Origin of the sequence: Nocardioides sp. CCNWLW239 (assembly GCF_037137035.1) — a bacterium.
GTDB lineage: Bacteria > Actinomycetota > Actinomycetes > Propionibacteriales > Nocardioidaceae > Nocardioides.
This window is the reverse complement of record NZ_JBBBNW010000005.1, coordinates 110,671-124,971: the sequence shown is the minus strand read 5'-3', so window position 1 is coordinate 124,971 and position 14,301 is coordinate 110,671. Positions and strand designations below refer to the sequence as shown.

At 68.8% G+C, this 14,301-nt stretch carries 14 protein-coding genes; all 14 read right to left on the bottom strand.

Annotation, left to right across the window (positions count from 1 at the left end; translation table 11 throughout):
- Positions 1-2 precede the first annotated feature (2 nt).
- The gene (locus WBG06_RS19710) at positions 3-944 is read right to left on the bottom strand and encodes an RluA family pseudouridine synthase (RefSeq protein WP_336738664.1); all 942 of its coding nucleotides are present in this window, start codon (positions 942-944) and stop codon (positions 3-5) included.
- Positions 941-1,540 carry a signal peptidase II gene (gene lspA, locus WBG06_RS19705; RefSeq protein ID WP_336738663.1) on the bottom strand — a complete coding sequence of 200 codons (600 nt, stop codon included), beginning with the start codon at positions 1,538-1,540 and terminating at the stop codon, positions 941-943. The genes WBG06_RS19710 and lspA overlap by 4 nt, the downstream gene beginning before the upstream one ends.
- Positions 1,513-1,941: a TraR/DksA family transcriptional regulator gene (locus WBG06_RS19700; protein ID WP_008363012.1), complete on the bottom strand. Its 429-nt coding sequence runs from the start codon at positions 1,939-1,941 to the stop codon at positions 1,513-1,515. Before WBG06_RS19700 ends, lspA begins: the two co-directional genes overlap by 28 nt.
- 481 nt (positions 1,942-2,422) lie before the next feature.
- Positions 2,423-3,190 carry a DivIVA domain-containing protein gene (locus tag WBG06_RS19695; protein ID WP_040757109.1) on the bottom strand — a complete coding sequence of 256 codons (768 nt, stop codon included), beginning with the start codon at positions 3,188-3,190 and terminating at the stop codon, positions 2,423-2,425.
- Positions 3,191-3,342: 152 nt separating this feature from the next.
- Positions 3,343-3,828 (bottom strand): cell division protein SepF, encoded by a 486-nt coding sequence (locus WBG06_RS19690; protein ID WP_189119024.1) that lies wholly within the window; start codon positions 3,826-3,828, stop codon positions 3,343-3,345.
- A 36-nt stretch (positions 3,829-3,864) separates the two neighbouring features.
- Positions 3,865-4,569 (bottom strand): YggS family pyridoxal phosphate-dependent enzyme, encoded by a 705-nt coding sequence (locus WBG06_RS19685; RefSeq protein WP_336738662.1) that lies wholly within the window; start codon positions 4,567-4,569, stop codon positions 3,865-3,867.
- Positions 4,569-5,279, bottom strand: a complete 711-nt coding sequence (gene pgeF, locus WBG06_RS19680) for a peptidoglycan editing factor PgeF (protein ID WP_336738661.1) — start codon at positions 5,277-5,279, stop codon at positions 4,569-4,571. Before pgeF ends, WBG06_RS19685 begins: the two co-directional genes overlap by 1 nt.
- 8 nt (positions 5,280-5,287) lie before the next feature.
- Complete coding sequence (gene ftsZ, locus WBG06_RS19675; protein WP_336738660.1) at positions 5,288-6,526, bottom strand: cell division protein FtsZ; 1,239 nt, start codon at positions 6,524-6,526, stop codon at positions 5,288-5,290.
- A gap of 223 nt (positions 6,527-6,749) precedes the next feature.
- Positions 6,750-7,685 (bottom strand): cell division protein FtsQ/DivIB, encoded by a 936-nt coding sequence (locus tag WBG06_RS19670; RefSeq protein WP_336738659.1) that lies wholly within the window; start codon positions 7,683-7,685, stop codon positions 6,750-6,752.
- A gap of 17 nt (positions 7,686-7,702) precedes the next feature.
- Entirely contained in the window at positions 7,703-9,121 is a 1,419-nt protein-coding gene (gene murC / locus WBG06_RS19665) for a UDP-N-acetylmuramate--L-alanine ligase (protein WP_336738658.1), read from the bottom strand.
- Complete coding sequence (murG, locus tag WBG06_RS19660) at positions 9,118-10,182, bottom strand: undecaprenyldiphospho-muramoylpentapeptide beta-N-acetylglucosaminyltransferase (protein ID WP_336738657.1); 1,065 nt, start codon at positions 10,180-10,182, stop codon at positions 9,118-9,120. Before murG ends, murC begins: the two co-directional genes overlap by 4 nt.
- 13 nt (positions 10,183-10,195) lie before the next feature.
- On the bottom strand, positions 10,196-11,488 hold the full coding sequence (gene ftsW, locus WBG06_RS19655; protein ID WP_336738656.1) for a putative lipid II flippase FtsW: 1,293 nt from the start codon (positions 11,486-11,488) through the stop codon (positions 10,196-10,198).
- 124 nt (positions 11,489-11,612) lie between these two features.
- Entirely contained in the window at positions 11,613-13,061 is a 1,449-nt protein-coding gene (murD, locus tag WBG06_RS19650) for a UDP-N-acetylmuramoyl-L-alanine--D-glutamate ligase (RefSeq protein WP_336738655.1), read from the bottom strand.
- Positions 13,061-14,179, bottom strand: a complete 1,119-nt coding sequence (mraY, locus tag WBG06_RS19645) for a phospho-N-acetylmuramoyl-pentapeptide-transferase (RefSeq protein WP_336738654.1) — start codon at positions 14,177-14,179, stop codon at positions 13,061-13,063. The genes murD and mraY overlap by 1 nt, the downstream gene beginning before the upstream one ends.
- Positions 14,180-14,301 lie beyond the last annotated feature (122 nt).

Genomic DNA, 14,301 nt, shown 5'->3' with positions numbered 1-14,301 from the left:
CCTCAGTCGGAGTCGCGGATGACATCGAGGGCGTGCTGGAGGTCGTCGGGGTAGGTCGACTCGAAGGTGACGTACTCACCGGTCTCCGGGTGGTCGAAGCCGAGCTCCACCGCGTGCAGCCACTGCCGCTCGACCCCGACGCGGCGCGCGAGCGCAGGGTCGGCGCCATAGGTCAGGTCTCCCACGCAGGGGTGCTTCAGCGCCGACATGTGCACGCGGATCTGGTGGGTGCGCCCGGTCTCGAGATGGATCTTCAGCAGCGAGGCGAACCGATGTGCCTCGAGCGTCTCGTAGTGGGTCACCGAGTGGCGTCCGTCGGCACGGACCGCGAACTTGTAGTCGTATTTCGGGTTGCGCCCGATGGGGGCGTCGATCGTCCCCTCGAGCGGGTCCGGGTGGCCCTGGACCAGCGCGTGGTAGGTCTTGTCGACCGTACGCTGCCGGAACGCGTTCTTCAGGACGGAGTAGGCGTGCTCGGACTTGGCGATCACCATCACACCCGAGGTGCCGACGTCGAGGCGCTGGACGATGCCCTCGCGCTCCTTCGCACCCGAGGTGGAGATCCGGAAGCCGGCCGCCACGAGGTGCCCGACGACGGTCTTGCCCTGCCAGCCCGGCGAGGGGTGCACGGCCACGCCGACGGGCTTGTCGATCACCACGAGAGCGTCGTCGTCGTAGATGATCTTGATGCCCTCGACGATCTCCGGCTTGATCTCCAGCGGATCGGCCTGGGACGGGATCGTGGCATCGAGCATCGATCCGGCGCTGACCCGGTCGCTCTTGGCCACCAGCGCGCCGTCCACGGTCACCAGTCCCTCCGCGATCAGCTCGGCGGCGCGGGTGCGGGAGAGCCCGAACAGTCGCGCCATCGCGGCATCGACCCGCTCCCCCTCCAGGCCGTCGGGCACCAGCAGCGTGCGCTGGTCGGCGTGACCGAAGCTCACTTCGCCTCGCCCTCGGCCGCGTCCTCGGAGTCGCTCTCGGGCTTGTCGTCGGCACCGCCGTCGATCGACCCGTCGAGCCCGATCCCCTTGAACGAGAGGATCACGATCATCACCGCCGCCACGTTGATGCACATGTCGGCGACGTTGAAGATCGGCCAGTTGGGCAGCTGCACGAAGTCGACCACGTGGCCGACGTAGAACCCGGGCTCGCGCGTCAGCCGGTCGACAAGGTTGCCGGCGACGCCGGCGACCAGGATGCCGAGCGCCAGGGCCCAGCCTCGGTGACGCACCCGGCGCGCGAACCAGAGCACTCCGATCGTGGCTGCGATCGAGAGGGTCGTGAAGACCCAGGTGTGCCCGGTGCCCGTCGAGAAGGCTGCTCCCGGGTTGCGGATGATGTTGAGCTGCAGCACTGAGCCGATCAGCTCCTGCGGCTGTCCGGGAACGAGCGTCGCGACCGCCCAGAGCTTCGTGATCTGGTCAAGGACCAGCAGAAACACTGCGACGGCCGCGAACTCTGCCCATCGAACAGGACGCACGTCGGACTCAGGACCGGTATGCGCGTCGCTCAGCGACGCTCCTCGCGCTGCTTGCATGTCATGCACAGTGTGGCACGCGGGAACGCCATGAGCCGCATCTTCCCGATCGGCTCTCCGCAAGACTCACAGATGCCGTACGTCCCGTCCTCGAGGTATCCCAGGACACGCTCGATCTGAGCGAGCTTGTCCTTCTCGCTGTTGACCACGGTCAGCTCGTGGTCACGCTCGAAGCTGGTCGCGCCCATGTCCGCCTGATCCTGACCGGCACCGTCGCCGGAGTCCTTCATCAGGCCGGAGAGCTCGGTCTCGAGAGCGGTGAGCACCTCGAGGCTGTGAGCCCTCATCTCGTGGAGCTCGTCGACGACCTCGTTGAGCTCGTCCTTGGTCCACGGGTCTTCGCCGTCCTTGACCTTCAGCTGGTCGGGAGAGACGACGGTCTTGGTTGCTTTCTTAGGCACGGCACTCGCTTTCTGGTGTGAGAAACGGCCCCCCGGGCCGCACAGTGGTCAGGTTGACTACGCGTTCGGTCGACTGGCCACCGACGTGGAAGCCATCACCGAGAGGCTGGTATTCCCAGAAAGCTCGGACGGCACCACCCAGATGCGTCCGGCGGTCGCACTGGCACGACCGCTCATAGCTACGGACATGGAGTCCCCTTTCTCCTGCCATCACTCGCCCCGCCGAGTCGGTGCGGAGTGCGTGCCCGGAATGTAGCCCGGGATCGGGCTCCACTCAACAAACACACCGAAACTGAACGCATATTGGTCCGTAGCGCGGAAAAATCACTTATTTCACCGACAGGACCCGCCTCACCTGCTACAACGCGCGCGGTCCGCGACCCGCGAGACGGGCACGGACGGGCACAGACAGGCACGGACGTACGCATCGGCCGGCCCCGCCATGCGGGACCGGCCGATGGAAGCCTGACTACGAGGAGGTCTACCCCTCGTCCTCCCCCAGGATGGAGCGCAGGCGCTTGGGCGCCGGGCCTGACTCGTTGACGGCGGCCGCCATCACGGGCGCCTGTGACTCAGCCGAGTTGTTGAGCGCGTCGAGCTGCTGCGTGAAGTAGCTCTTCAGGCGCGAACGGTATTCACGCTCGAAGTTGCGCAGCGTGTCGACCTCGGTGGTCAGGTTGTCCTTCTCCCGCTCCAGCTCGCCGAAGAGCTGCTGGCGGCGCTCGGCGGTCTCGCTGTCGAGCATCTGCGCACGGGTGCGCGCGTCGGCCTCCATGCGGTCGGCCTTCGCCTTCGACTCGGCCTCGAGACGCTCGGCCTTGGTGCGCGCCTCGCCGACGATCTTGTCGGCGTCGTTCTTGGCGGTGTCGATGAGCGCATCGTGGTTGCGCGTGGCCAGCTCGAGCAGGCGCGCGGCGGCGTTGGACGCCTCCGGCACGGTCTCGACCCGGATCGTCTCGATACCGCCGGTCTGCGGTGCCTCCTGATACATCGGCATCTGGTGCGAGACCGGCTCGGGAGCCGGCATCGGCTCAGGAGCAGGCGGCTCGGGAGCCATCGGGAAGGACGGACCCCCACCCGACTGCGCAGATGCCAACTTCCCGCGAAGGTCGTCGTTCTCCCGGGTGAGACGTGCCAGTTCGGCCTCGACCTCGTCGAGGAACTGGTCCACCTCGCCCATGTCGTAGCCCTCGCGGAGCCGGACGGGAGTAAAGCGCTTGTTGCTCACGTCCTCTGGCGTCAGCGGCATGACCTCACCCATTCATTACTCGGTTGACTCAGACGTACGGACTGCACCGCCGGGGGGCGGCATCAGGTAATGCTGTCGAAACTCTAGCGCCTGTCCATAGACATGCCAGATGCGGACCGCATCCAGGCGCCCACAGGCAGGTGCCGAAGGCTTCAGCTCTGGTTGAAGAAGCCGCCCTCAACGATCCTCTGCTTGGCCTCGGCAGTGACCGAAACGTTCGCAGGTGAGATGAGAAACACCTTGTTGGTGACCCTCTCGATGTTTCCATAGGTAGCAAAGATCAGGCCGGCCGCAAAGTCGACGAGCCGCTTCGCGTCCGCGTCGTCCATCTCGGTGAGGTTCATGATCACCGGAGTGCCGTCGCGGTAGTTCTCGCCGACCTGACGCGCTTCGTTGTAGGACGTCGGGGTCAGCGTGATGATCTTGGAAAGCTCTGCCACCGCCGGCACCACCGTTGCTCGTCGCCTCTCGGAAAGATCGGCCACCGGGGCCGGACGGGACTGCTTCGACCGCACCGGCGCCTTGACGGCCTCGTGGGAGCGGGTCTCGTCGTCGTCGCCCTCGTAGACATCGTCGTCATAGCCGGTGTCCTCGAGCAGGCCGAGGTATTCACCGAACCTGCGCATCGCGCCGCTCATGTTCCCACCTTCCCCAAAGTATTGCTTCCCGAGACATTACTTGACAGTTGGCCTCTGTCCGAGGACCGCAGACCCGACACGTACGTGTGTCGCGCCGTGGAGGATCGCCTGCTCCAGGTCGCCGCTCATCCCGGCCGACAGCACTGTCGCCTCGGGATGCTCGACCAAGAATTCCTCGCGGATCCGTGCCAGCCGGGCAAAGGCAGGGTCCGGATCCTCCCCGAGAGGCGCGACCGCCATCAGGCCGCGCAGCCGGAGCCTCTCGGTCGCCACGACCTCGGCAGCGAGAGCGGGTACGTCACCAGGATCCGCCCCGGCGCGACCTGCGCGTCCGGGCGGGTCGAGGGATACCTGCAGGAGGACGTCGACGTCCTGACCGCGCTCTTCGGCGCCGCGGCTGAGCCGCGGCAGCAGCGAGGATCGGTCGACGGACTCGACCACGTCGGCGTAGCCGGCGACGGCGGCCGCCTTGTTGGACTGGAGGCCGCCGATGTAGTGCCAGCGCAGGCCGAGGTCGGCGCACTCGGCAGCCTTGGCGGCCGCCTCCTGGTGACGATTCTCACCCACCTCGGTGACACCGAGGTCGGCCAGGATGCGTACGTCGGAGGCCGGGAAGAACTTGGTGACCACGACCAGATGAACGTCCTCGGGGTGGCGCCCGGCGGCCGCAGCCGCAGCCGAGATCCGCTCACGGGTCCGGGAGAGCCCCGCGGCGATCTCGTCGGTGCGAGTCGTCACCATCAGGCACCCCGCAGCCGGATCAAGGCGCCGAGGGACATGCCTGCGCCGTCGCGGCGGTAGGAGTAGAGGTCCTCGGACTCTCGGGTGCAGCGGCCGGCGTCGACGGCCTCGACGCCCTCGCGAGCGAGCTGGGCGCGCACACCGGCGCCCACGTCGAGGCTGGGGGTGCCCCAGCTCGTGGTGGCACGCGTGGAGGGCTCGACCGCGGCGATCTCGTCCTGCATCTCGGCAGGCACTTCGTAGCACTTGCCGCACACGTGCGGCCCCACCCACGCCGTGATCCGGGTCGCGCCGAGTGCGCGCATCCGGGCGACGGTCGCGGGCACGACCCCGACCGCCATCCCCTTGCGTCCGGCGTGGGCCGCACCGATGACACCGGCCGCCTCGTCCGCGAACAGCACGGGTACGCAGTCGGCGGTCCGGACCAGCAGCACCAGGTCACGCTCCGTGGTGACGATGCCGTCCGCCTCGGGGCGGGAGCCACACTCCGCATCAACGACCCCGTTGCCGTGGACCTGGTAGAGATCGGCGTAGGGCGCACCATCGGCGAAGTCGGCCAGCAGCAGTCGGTGGTTCTCCGCCTTCGCCTCCGGGGAGTCCGAGCCGTTGATCGCCAGGTTGAGCTCCGCGTAGGGAGCACGGCTGACCCCGCCGTACCTGTCGGTGAATGCCAGGTCGACGAGGCCTGCGGAGGCGCGGAAGGAATACAAATGTGGCCTTACTTCAAGAAATCGGGAACGTCGAGCTCGTCGTCGCTGTATTGGACGCTCGGAGCGGGCTTCTTGGCGACCGGAGCGGGCTCGGCCGGCGGAGTCGCAGGCGGAGGCGTGGCCGGCGCGGCGGGCGCGGGCTTGGCCGGCGGAGCGGCCGGCGTCTCGCTGGGCTCCTCGGTGCGCCGGGTCGCCACCGCGGTGGCCACGGCGGCGGTCTCACCGTTGTCGGCAGCCTGCCCGCCGCTGGAACGACCCTGCACGGTGCCGAGCGCCGAGGCACCCTCGCGACGCTTGGGCATGCCACCGTCGAAGCCGGCCGCGATCACGGTGACCCGGACCTCGTCGCCGAGCGCGTCGTCGATGGTCGCACCGAAGATGATGTTGGCCTCCTGGTGGACCGCGTCAGCGACCAGCGCCGCGGCCTCGTTGATCTCGAAGAGACCCAGGTCGGAGCCGCCTGCGATCGAGAGCAGCACGCCGTGGGCGCCGTCGATCGAGGCCTCGAGCAACGGCGAAGAGACGGCCATCTCGGCGGCCTCGACGCTGCGGTTGTCACCGCGGGCCGAGCCGATGCCCATCAGCGCCGAGCCGGCGTTGGACATGACCGACTTGACGTCGGCGAAGTCGAGGTTGATCAGGCCGGGGGTGGTGATCAGGTCGGTGATGCCGGAGACACCCTGCAGCAGCACCTGGTCGGCCTGGCGGAACGCGTCCATCACCGACACGTTGCGGTCCGAGATCGACAGCAGCCGGTCGTTGGGGATGACGATGAGGGTGTCGACCTCCTCGCGCAGCTTGGCGATGCCGTCCTCGGCGGAGTTGGCGCGACGGCGGCCCTCGAAGGCGAACGGGCGGGTCACCACACCGATGGTCAGAGCGCCGAGGCTGCGGGCGATCCGGGCCACGACCGGAGCACCACCGGTGCCCGTGCCGCCACCCTCGCCGGCGGTCACGAAGACCATGTCGGCGCCCTTGATGACCTCTTCGATCTCGTCGGCGTGGTCCTCGGCGGCACTCTCCCCCACGCTCGGGTTGGCACCGGCACCGAGGCCGCGGGTGAGCTCACGACCGATGTCGAGCTTGACGTCGGCGTCGCTCATCAGCAGCGCCTGGGCGTCGGTGTTGATGGCGATGAACTCGACCCCCTTGAGGCCGACCTCGATCATCCGGTTGACAGCGTTGACGCCGCCGCCACCGATGCCGACGACCTTGATGATCGCCAGATAGTTCTGTGCAGCTCCCACGGTGGTCGCCCCTTCGATCGCTATTTGGTCCTGACGGCGGGCTTCTCAACCCTTACCCTCAACCTGAGGGTTATAGTTATGTCAACCTCGCCGTTCTCAGAACAGTAGGCAGACGTACGTCCTCAAACTGCCGCGACACGCGGATGCGGATCAGTTGTGCCGATCTCGTGCCGTCCGGTAGAGGCACTGTGGCAGAGCCGTACGGTAGAGGACCTGGCAGGGGTCAGCCGACGCTCTTGCTGGTGACGGGCTGGCCGGGCACGGAGACGTCGTAGCGGGCCACGTCGGGTTCCGCCTTCATCAACGCCACCAGCACGTCGGCCTTGGTGTCGGACTGAGCACTGCTCCCCCACACCACGCGCTTGTCGTTGCGCATCTCCAGCGAGATCGAGTCGACGGTGGTCACCTCGACGTGGTCGACGCGCTTGGCCAGATCGGCGGGGAGCGCCGAGGCGACGGCGGCCGCCTCGCGGAGCGCGTCGGAGTTGGTGCCCGTCACGGTGTTGACCATCGGTAGGCCGGCAGGTGCCTTCTTGTAGTTCCAGAAGACCGTGCCGGTCTCGTCGAGGGCACGCAGCCGCCCGCCGATGGAGACCACCGCCACCGGCGTACGTTCGGTGACGTCGACCCGGATCTTGTCGGGCCACTCGCGCGAGACGTTGACCGAGCGCACCATCGGCAGACCGTTGAGGACCCGCACCTGCACCGCCTCCAGGTCAGCGGTGGCCAGCGGCTCCCCGACGGGCACCGCCGCGAACTCGACGACCTCCTTGGCGCTGGTCATCTTCATCGTGCCGTGCACCGAGGTGCCCTTGACCTGCAGCCAGGTGGAGAAGTAGACCGCCCAGATCCCGCCGAGCAGGAGCGCGATGACCAACGTGCCGACGATGAGGTAGCGCCACGCCAGCCAGCGCCGACGCCACTGGCGCCGCGCGAAGGCCTTGCGGCTCTTCAGGGTCGCCGCGTCGACCGCAGGAGCGTCAGCCTCCGAGACCGGTCCGTTCGACTCCCCCGGCTCGGCGGAGTCCGCGCTTCCCGCGGCTGCTTCCTCGCTCGACCGCACTCCGGTCGTCTCGAGGTCGATCTCCCGCTCCCCGGAAGCCGACTGGGCGATCTCCAAGGCCTCGGCGATCTCGATGTCCGAGCCCTTCTCCCCCATGTTCGCCTCCCCCAGCGTTACTGCTCGGCCGTACGTAGCCTGGCGAGCACCATCGGGCCCACCTCGGTCACGGTACCTGCCCCGAGAGTCAGAACCAGGTCACCCGGACGCGCGCGGCGAGCGAGCTCGGCAGCGGCCTCCTCGAGCCCGGAGACGCTGACGACCCGATCCGGCGGCAGCGGCACCGCGTCGGCGACGAGCTTGCCGGTGACCTCGGGGTCGTAGTCCTCACGGGCGAGGTAGACGTCGAGGACGACCACCTCGTCGGCGGCACCGAGCACCCGGCCCATCTCCTCGCCGAAGATCCGGGTGCGCGAGACCATGTGCGGCTGGAAGGCGACGACGAGTCGCCCCTCCCCCGCCACGGACCGGCCGGAGACCAGGTCGCCGGCGATCTCGGAGGGGTGGTGGGCGTAGGAGTCGTAGACGCGTACGCCCGCGGCCTCTCCCTTGCGCTCCATCCGCCGCCGGGTGCCCGTGAAGGACTCGAGCCCCGCCTTGAGCAGGTCGAAGGAGTGACCCAGGCGCAGTCCCACCGTCAGAGCGGCGAGTGCATCAGCAACGTAGTGGCGCCCGGGGATCTGCAGCGTGATCCGGCCGAGCTCGTCGAGCCCGTCGACGACGGTGAAGGAGGAGGTGGTGCCGGCCAGGACGACGTCGACCGCGCGGACGTCGGCGAGCTCGGACTCACCGACGCCGACGAAGCGGCGGCCCAGGGAGTGGGCGACGTGACGCAGGTCGGCGGCGCCGGGGTCGTCGATGACGGCGACCAGGAACCCGTCGGGGGCGAGCCGCCCCACGAACTGGGCGAAACCTTCGCGGTAGGCCTCCTCGGTGCCCCACTGGTCGAGGTGGTCGGCCTCGACGTTGGTGACGACCGCGGCGTACGGCTTGTAGACCAGGAACGCACCGTCGGACTCGTCCGCCTCGGCGACGAACAGGTCCCCGGCGCCCTCGGCGGCGTTGGTGCCCGAGGCGGCCAGCTCGCCGCCGACGGTGTAGGTCGGGGCTGCGCCCGCGGCCTGCAGGGCGACCGTCAGCAACGACGTCGTGGTGGTCTTGCCGTGGGTGCCGGCGACGGCGAGGACGCGGCGGCCCTCCATGATCGAGGCGAGGCCGGCCGAGCGCGGATAGATCCGTAGGCCCTTCTCGACGGCCGCGACGTACTCGGGGTTGTCCTCGCGGATCGCGGTGGAGACGATCAGCGTGTCGACGCCCTCGACCTGGGAGGCGTCGTGACCGACGTAGACGGTCGCGCCCTCCTCGCGCAGCGCCGCGACCATCGAGGAGTCGGCACCGTCGCTGCCGGAGACCTGGATCCCGCGGGCCAGCATGACCCGGGCGATCGCGGACAGGCCCGCACCACCGATGCCGATGAAGTGGACCCTGCCCAGCTGCTCGGCGGGAAGGATGTGCTCGGGAACCGGAACTCTCACGCTGCCACCTCCATGACGATCCTTGCCAGCCGCTCGTCCGCGTCCCGCGGGACCAGGTCGCTGGCCGCCTTCGACATCGCCTCGAGGCGGGCACGGTCGGTGACGATCGGGGGTACGTGGCTGGTGACCCAGCCGGCGTTCATCTCGGCGTCCGGCACCAGCACCGCACCGCCGGCCTCGACGACCGCCTTCGCGTTGAGCGACTGCTCGCCGTTGCCGATCGGGAGCGGTACGTAGATCGCCGGGATCCCCACAGCGCTCGCCTCGATCACCGAGTTGGCGCCGGAACGGCAGATCATCAGGTCGGCGGCGGCCAGGGCGAGATCCATCCGGTCGACGTAGTTGAGGACGTGGTAGCCGGGGCCCGGCGAGGCCAGCTCGTTCTTCGGGCCGATCACGTGGAGCACCTGGATCCCGTTGCTGGCCAGGGCCCGGTAGGCGCCGGAGACCGCCTGATTGATCGTCCGGGCGCCCTGCGAGCCGCCGGTGACCACGATCGTGGGCCGGTGCTGGTCGAGGCCGAAGAAGCTGCGCGCCTCGGCGCGCATCGCCCAGCGGTCGAGCGTCGAGATCATCCGGCGGATCGGCAGGCCGATGTATTCGGCCTTGGGCAGCTTGGTGTCCGGGAAGCTCACCGCGACCCGATCGGCCACCCGGGCGCCCGCCTTGTTGGCGAGCCCGGGCATCGCGTTGCCCTCGTGCACGACGATCGGGATCCGACGGCGCTTCGCAGCGACGTAGGCCGGCATCGAGACGTACCCACCGTAGCCCACGACGACGTCAGGACGGACCCGGTCGAGCACCTCGTAGGTCGCGTCGACCGCACCCTTCAGGTTGGCCGGCACCTTCAGCAGGTCGCTGCTGAGCTGGCGCGGCAGCGGGACCGGAGGGATCAGCTCGAGCGGGTATCCCGCGGCCGGAACCACCTGGTTCTCCAGGCCACGAGGCGTGCCGAGGCAGGTCACCTCCACACTCGGGTCCAGACGGCGCAGGGCGTCAGCCGTGGCGAGCAGGGGGGATGTGTGTCCAGCGGTGCCACCGCCGGCGAGGAGGGCCTTCATGATGCGTCAGAACTTATCGGGTGCGCTGCGCGGACCGGTAGGCGGCTGTCTGGCGGGCCCGATCCTTTGCCAAGGCTTTACGCTGCTTCAGCGCCGCGGCGGTCGCGGGCTCGCGACGGGCGAAGCCGATGACGACACCCAGCGCGACCATGGAGGGGATCAGCGCCGAGCCGCCGTAGGAGACCAGCGGCAGCGGGATGCCGATGACCGGCAGCAGCGCGAGCACCATGCCGACGTTGATGATCATCTGGCCGAGCAGCCAGACCAGCACGCCGAAGCTGAAGTAGCGTACGAACGGCCTGTCCGTCTGCCGCGCGACCTTGACCAGCGCGAAGGCGAGGGTCAGGAAGAGACCGACGACGAGCAGCGTGCCGACCAGGCCGAGCTCCTCCCCCAGCACCGCGAAGATGTAGTCGGTGTGGGCCTCGGGCAGGTCACCCCACTTCTGCTGCGACGCCCCGATGCCCTGTCCCAGGAGACCGCCCGAGCTGAGCGCGTAGAGACCGTGCGAGGGCTGCCAGCCCTGACCGTGGAAGTCCTTGAACGGGTCCACGAAGCTGGTCAGCCGGGCGAGCCGCTCGCCGTCCGTGCTGATCAGGAACAGCACCGAGACCCCGATGATCGAGATCGCGATGCCGAACAGCCTCCCGGGCGCACCGACCACCCACAGCATGCCGAGCACGATCGCGAAGAAGACCAGGGCGGTGCCGAGGTCCCTACCGGCGAGGACGAGACCGGTGGCCAGCGCGATGCCGGGCAGGACCGGCATCAGCACCTCGTGGAGCCTGTCGAGGCGGCGCTCCTTGAGCGCGTAGACGTGCGCCGCCCACAGCACGATCGCCAGCTTGGCGATCTCGCTGGGCTGGATCTTGACCGGGCCGGCCCCGATCCAGTTCTGCTGTCCGTTGACGTCGTGGCCGAGGAAGATCGTCAGGAAGAGCAGCACGCAGGCGACGACGAACCCCGGCCAGGCCAGCCGTCTCAGGTGCTTCGGCCTGATCCTGGAGGCGATGAACGCGCACGGGATGCCGATGATCACCCAGAGCACCTGGCGCCCGACGATCGCGTAGGAGTTGTCCAGATACTTGTAGGACCACACGCTCGACGCGCTCAGCACCATGATCAGCCCGATGGTCAGCAGCAGCGCGGTGCTGGTGAGCAGCAGGTAGTAGGCGGCCAGCGGCCGGTTCAGCGCCACCCGCAGCGCGTGGAACCACGCCTTGAGGTAGCCGAGGACCGTCTTCGGGTACGCCTTGGCCTGCTCGGCCGCGCCGGAACCGGTCTGGTCAGGACTGGTGGTGGTCACAGTCCTACCTCCCAGTCCCGGTGCCACGTACGTCCGTTACATTCTCGCCGCCGTCGCCTCGTTCCCCGCGCATCTGGCCCGCGTGTCGCCCCGGCCGCGGCGTCTCCCGGGTCGGCCGAGTGGGTCAGAGCTGGCGGCGTACGGCGTCGGCGAAGGCGTCGCCTCGGGCCTTGTAGTCGCGGAACTGGTCCTGGCTGGCGCAGCCGGGGGCCAGGAGCACGGTGTCGCCGGGCTTGGCCAGGGCGGCGGCGATCTCGACGGCCTCCGCGAGGGCGGCCTCGCCGTCGGGGTCGTCGATCTGGACGACCTCCAGGTCACCGGCGTGGGCGGCGAGAGCGGAGGCGATGACGTCGCGGTCCTGACCGATCATGATCACAGCACGCAGGTGATCGTGGACTGACGCCACCAGGTCCTCGAAGCGAGCGCCCTTGGCCAGGCCGCCGGCGATCCAGACCACCGGGTCGTAGGCCTGCAGCGAGGCCTGGGCGGCGTGCGGGTTGGTGGCCTTGGAGTCGTCGACCCAGGTGACGCCCCCGGACTCGGCGACGACCTCGATGCGGTGACCGTCGGGACGGAACGACTTCAGCCCGTCGCGTACGGCTGCCTGAGAGACGCCGTGCGCGCGGGCGAGCGCGGCGGCGGCGAGCGCGTTCTGGACGTAGTGGGGCGCGGAGGAGGCGAGGTCGGAGATCTGGCACAGCTCCGCGGCGGAGGTCTGGCGCTCCTCGATGAAGGCGCGGTCGACCAGGATGTCCTCGACGATGCCGACCTGGCCCACCGCCGGGGTGCCGAGGGTGAAGCCGATCGCCCGGGCGCCCTCGACGACGTCGGCCTCCTCGACCAGATGCATCGTGGCCTCGTCGGCGACGTTGTAGACGCAGGCCCGCTCGACGCCCTCGTAGACGCGGCCCTTGTCGGCGGCGTACTCGGTCATCGAGGGGTACCAGTCGAGGTGGTCCTCGGCGATGTTGAGGACGACAGCGGCCTCGGCGGCCATCGAGGTCGTGTAGTGGAGCTGGAAGGAGGAGAGCTCGACGGCGAAGACGTCGTAGGGCTCGGGGTCCATCACGGCCTCGACGATCGGCAGGCCGACGTTGCCGACGGCGACGGACCGGAGCCCTGCCGTACGCAGGATGTTGTCGAGCATCTGCACGGTCGTGGTCTTGCCGTTGGTGCCGGTGACCGCCAGCCAGGGGGCGGCGTTGTCGGGGTCGCGCAGGCGCCAGGCCAGCTCGACCTCTCCCCAGATGGGGATCCCGCGCTCACGCGCCTGGGCGAGCAGCGGCGCCGTCGGCCGCCAGCCGGGCGAGGTGACCACGACGTCGACGTCGTCGGGCAGCACGTGGGTGGCGCCTTCGCCGAGGCGTACGTCGGCTCCCAGGATGCCGAGGAGCTTGGCCTTCTCCTGGCGCTCCTCGTCGCCCGGCGACTCGTCGAGCGCGATCACCGAGGCACCCAGGTGGGTGAGGTTGTCGGCGGCAGCGAAGCCGGAGACGCCGAAGCCGGCCACGACCGCCTTCACGCCCTCCCAGGAGTCGTTGCGGCCGAGCTTGTCGAGAGTTTCCTGGTCCATCAGATCGTTGCCACCCATTCGGCGTAGAAGATTCCCAGGCCGGCCGCGACGCAGAGGCCGGTGATGATCCAGAACCGGATCACCACGGTCACCTGCTCCCACCCGAGCATCTCGAAGTGGTGATGGATCGGAGTCATCCGGAAGATGCGTTTGGGGGTCCCGGTCACCTTGCGGGTGATCTTGAACCAGCCGGTCTGCAGGATGACCGAGACCGTCTCCGTGACGAAGAGGCCACCGAGGATGATCAGCAGGAACTCGGTGTGCGACAGGATCGCGAAGCCGGCCAGCACGGAGCCGAGCGCGAGCGAGCCGGTGTCGCCCATGAAGATCTTGGCGGGGCTGGCGTTCCACCACAGGAACCCGATGCACGCGCCGCTGATCGCGGCGCCGAGGATGGCCATGTCGAGCGGGTCGCGCACCTCGTAGCAGGTGCCGATCTCCACGCTCGGGCGGCCACAGCGCTGGTTGTTCTGCCAGATCGAGATGATCGTGTAGGCGGCGAAGACGATCGCCGAGGAAGCGGCCAGCAGGCCGTCGAGACCGTCGGTGAGGTTGGTCGCGTTGGACGTGCCGGTGACCATGATCCAGAAGATGCCCAGCAGCAGCGCCCCGCCCAGCCAGAAGAGCACGCCGTCGCCACCGAGGAAGTGCGGCCCGAAGTCGCGGATGAAGGAGAGCTGATCGGCGGCCGGGGTGATGCCGTCGTCGTTCTCCAGCGCCGGATGGATCGCCACCGCACCGAAGCCGACCGCGACCAGCGTCTGCCCGACCATCTTGGACCACGCGCGCAGACCGAGGTTGCGCTGCATGAAGACCTTGATGAAGTCGTCGACGAAGCCGACCGCGGCCATGCCCACGAGCAGGAAGAGCAGCAGATAGGCAGTCGCGCTCGGGGCGTCTCCGGTCAGCAGCTTGGCCGCGAAGTAGCCCACCACGACCGAGATCACGATCGCGACGCCACCCATGGTCGGGGTGCCGCGCTTGGTGCGGTGGGTCGTCGGCCCGTCCTCGCGGATCTCCTGGCCGTAGCCCAACTTCGTGAACTGTACGATCGCAAATCGGGTGCCGAGCAGCGAGAACAGAAGCGCAATCGCTCCGCTCAGCAAGATCGCTCTCATGTCAGCCGGGTGCCTTCCTTGCCATGCCGTTCGTGGTCCTTGCCCCCGGGCCGGTGTGCATAGCGAAGACACCGGCCCCGGGCATTCTTCCCTACGGCTTCGCCGGCTCTGCGGCACCCCGC

Excerpts from the sequence above, each read along its gene's own strand:
- lspA (WP_336738663.1), bottom strand. The coding sequence starts at position 1,540 with ATGCAAGCAGCGCGAGGAGCGTCGCTGAGCGACGCGCATACCGGTCCT.
- WBG06_RS19695 (WP_040757109.1), bottom strand. The coding sequence starts at position 3,190 with ATGCCGCTGACGCCAGAGGACGTGAGCAACAAGCGCTTTACTCCCGTC.
- WBG06_RS19690 (WP_189119024.1), bottom strand. The coding sequence starts at position 3,828 with ATGAGCGGCGCGATGCGCAGGTTCGGTGAATACCTCGGCCTGCTCGAG.
- WBG06_RS19685 (WP_336738662.1), bottom strand. The coding sequence starts at position 4,569 with ATGGTGACGACTCGCACCGACGAGATCGCCGCGGGGCTCTCCCGGACC.
- WBG06_RS19670 (WP_336738659.1), bottom strand. The coding sequence starts at position 7,685 with ATGGGGGAGAAGGGCTCGGACATCGAGATCGCCGAGGCCTTGGAGATC.
- murG (WP_336738657.1), bottom strand. The coding sequence starts at position 10,182 with ATGAAGGCCCTCCTCGCCGGCGGTGGCACCGCTGGACACACATCCCCC.
- murD (WP_336738655.1), bottom strand. The coding sequence starts at position 13,061 with ATGGACCAGGAAACTCTCGACAAGCTCGGCCGCAACGACTCCTGGGAG.
- mraY (WP_336738654.1), bottom strand. The coding sequence starts at position 14,179 with ATGAGAGCGATCTTGCTGAGCGGAGCGATTGCGCTTCTGTTCTCGCTG.